Raw genomic sequence first — 3,281 nt, 5'->3', positions numbered from 1 at the left:
CATCCAGGCTCCATCTATATAACCGTCTATGGGCCGAACAAAGACGTCACACTTACCGTTTATGCTTGGTCCAACCAGGAAATGAGCGGCACCAATTTCGTCGGCAGTGCTCAGATCACGTTCAAAGCATCGCCCACTCCCCCGAACGGTTCGGTCGGCCTTATGGGGATCGAAGGCCAGCCCATCTCCTCTGACCCACTTGTCAATCCCCATCTTTTCAGAGCCGTCTGCCTGGATATTCATGGCAATCCTCTTACCGGGACGGTCAAATGGCAGTTGTCGCAGCAGTCGGAAACGAACTACATGCTCCTTGCCGACGAGACACCCATTCCGCCTGATGGCATTGCTGTCAACGGGATGAGCGGGAGTGGCGGCCAGAATTATGACTATAACGTACAGGCCGTTGTGCCAAACAACCTCGCAGGCAATTTGCCGGTGTCGATGGACACTTTCCCCAAAGTCGCCATAACGCTCGGAACCAACGGGCTCAGGAATCTGGTGTCGGCTTATCCAGGCACGCATGACAACGTAGAAATGCTGTGGACGGTCTATCCGGCGGACCAAGTCACCCTGGAAAACCAGACGACGGAGGTAGGGTCAGACGGTCTCTACCGCAATACCATCACCGGTGTGACCGGCGAGGCGCCGTTCACCGCCTATTTGGCGGCCAGCACCTTCAACCCGCAACTAGGCACCCGCGACTATTCCTATACCCTCCCGCGCAGGTTCATCCCTCCGAGCATCGTCATCGACAAGCCCTATGCGCAGCTGCCACCCAATGGCAGCGGCGTTTCGACCAGATTTCCCGACGCCGTCGTCAAATGCCAGATACAGAATAACTGGGCGACCGGAACCGAAACCCTGTATCTTCTCACCGACCAGCCCGTGAGCACCATCACCGTGCTCAACGCGGATGGCCACCCGATCAGCAGCGGCCGGAACGGCTATCCCATCACCACCAACGGCACCGACCCGACGACCTTCTATGTCGGTTCGGGCACCCAGACCCGCCTCGATCTTTACATGCAGTGGAATGGCAAAAACCTGCCCCGCGCCTCCCTCGCCTTCGCCGACAATGATCCCTCGGCCAACGCATCCCTGACGGCCCCCACCATCAAGGAACTGACGGGTACGGTCCTGAACATCCCAACCGGCTGCCCGGTCATGCCCTTCAAGGTCAACCTTCCAACGGACACGACCCTGCGTCCCAACGACAAGGTAGCGTTCATTCTCAACGACCGGATCGTCTATAATGGACGGGCCGAGCAAGCGCTGCCCAACGCCGATGGCATCGATGTCGCCTATGCCACGCTCGACGTCTCGGGCGGCACCAACAAGCTGATCTATGTCGCCTATAACGGCGCCTGGAAGCAGTCGAAGCCCCTTTCCTTTACGGCTCAGGGCACACCGCAGACCGGACCGTGCAACATCTCCGACCGGCCCCTGCCGGCACCGGAGATTGCAATACTCCCGCCCTTTGACTCGGTTACGCCGGACAAGGTTGCTCCTGTCTTCGAAGTCTATATCGACGGAAGCACCCTCAAGGACGATGATCAGGTGACGGTGTTCTTCTATCTGCAGGGCAACGACGTCCTCTCCGCGCAGATGGGGAAGGGGACTGTCACAATACATAACGTCGTGCCGGTAACGGCGTACACTGTCGAAATATTCTTCCAACCCCCAAACGATAACCGATGGACCCCCGCCCGCATCTACACCCTGCCGCAATGGGCCGTCGCCGGCTATGCCAGCGCAACCACCGACACCGGTCCGACCGGCGCAGGCACCCTCCAGGTCGATTACATGGTGGTGTCGAACGGTAAGACGACATGGTCGAAGATCGCAAGCTATACGCTTAACTCAACGATCTGAATAGCAGCAAACAGGGCTGCTCCTCTCGCCGGAGGAGCAGCCCGAGCTTTGATAATCAATGTTTTACACGACGAGACGCTCCAGCGCGGGCGTCCAAACTTTTAAGGAGAAAAGATATGATGAAAGATGTTGAGAAGAAAATTGATACACGCGGCACCGCCATAGGCGATGGAGGCCTACACCTTCAGCCACCTCCGGAGCCCCTTTACCTCTACGCTACCCATGCCTTCGGTGTGACCCTCGACAATGACGCCAACCTCATCTATTGGGATGCGCCAACATCCAGGCTCCATCTATATAACCGTCTATGGGCCGAACAAAGACGTCACACTTACCGTTTATGCTTGGTCCAACCAGGAAATGAGCGGCACCAATTTCGTCGGCAGTGCTCAGATCACGTTCAAAGCATCGCCCACTCCCCCGAACGGCTCGGTCGGCCTTATGATAGTCGACGGCCAGCCCATCTCCTCTGACCAACTAGACAGCCCCCATCTTTTCAGAGCCGTCTGCCTGGATATTCACGGCAATCCTCTTACCGGGACGGTCAAATGGCAGTTGTCGCAGCAGCCGGAAACGAACTACATGCTCCTTGCCGACGAGACACCCATTCCGCCTGACGGCGTTGCTGTCAACGGGATGAGCGGGAGTGGCGGCCAGAATTATAGCTTTAACGTACAGGCCGTTGTGCCAAATAACCTCCCAAGCAATTTGCCGGTGTGGGTGGAAACTTTCCGCGTAAGCAACATGACGATACGGTTCGATACGTTTGTGCGGCAGATTTCGGCGGTCTATATCGGCACGTCTCATATTCCGGAAATCCTTTGGACGGTCTATCCGGCGGACCAGGTAATCCTTGAAAACCAAACGACATCAACAGAGCCGGACGGGAGCTGGCAGAATACCGTCACTAGTGTCACAGGCGAGGCGCGGTTCACCGCCTATTTCGCAGTAAGCGCCTTCAACCCGCTGATAGGCAACCGAGAATTCTCCGGTTCCTTCAGGGTCAGGCTGAAGCCGCCGAGCATCGTCATCGACAAGCCCTATGCGCAGCTGCCGCCCAATGGCAGCGGCGTTTCGACCAGATTTCCCGACGCCGTCGTCAAATGCTAGATACAGAATAACTGGGCGACCGGAACCGAAACCCTGTATCTTCTCACCGACCAGCCCGTGAGCACCATCACCGTGCTCAACGCGGATGGCAACCCGATCAGCAGCGGCCGGAACGGCTATCCCATCACCACCAACGGCACCGACCCGACGACCTTCTATGTCGGTTCGGGCACCCAGACCCGTCTCGATCTCTACATGCAGTGGAATGGCAAAAACCTGCCCCGCGCCTCCCTCGCCTTCGCCGACAATGATCCCTCGGCCAACGCATCCCTGACGGCCCCCACCATCAAGGAACTGAC

At 57.6% G+C, this 3,281-nt stretch carries 3 protein-coding genes; all 3 read left to right on the top strand.

The window, feature by feature from the left end; all coding sequences use genetic code 11:
* Positions 1-1,872 (top strand): hypothetical protein (locus ACOWVG_RS19245; RefSeq protein WP_420963993.1); only part of this gene is annotated, 1,872 nt, incomplete at its 5' end.
* Between the two features lie 360 nt (positions 1,873-2,232).
* Positions 2,233-2,982, top strand: coding sequence for a hypothetical protein (locus ACOWVG_RS19240; protein ID WP_420963991.1), 750 nt, complete (start codon positions 2,233-2,235; stop codon positions 2,980-2,982).
* Between the two features lie 57 nt (positions 2,983-3,039).
* Positions 3,040-3,281 (top strand): hypothetical protein (locus ACOWVG_RS19235; RefSeq protein ID WP_420963990.1); only part of this gene is annotated, 242 nt, incomplete at its 3' end.

The sequence above is a fragment of the Brucella sp. IR073 genome (assembly GCF_049065735.1).
In the GTDB taxonomy this organism is placed as follows: Bacteria; Pseudomonadota; Alphaproteobacteria; order Rhizobiales; family Rhizobiaceae; genus Paramesorhizobium.
Note: the sequence above shows the minus strand (reverse complement) of the source record. Positions and strands in the feature narration are given on the sequence as shown.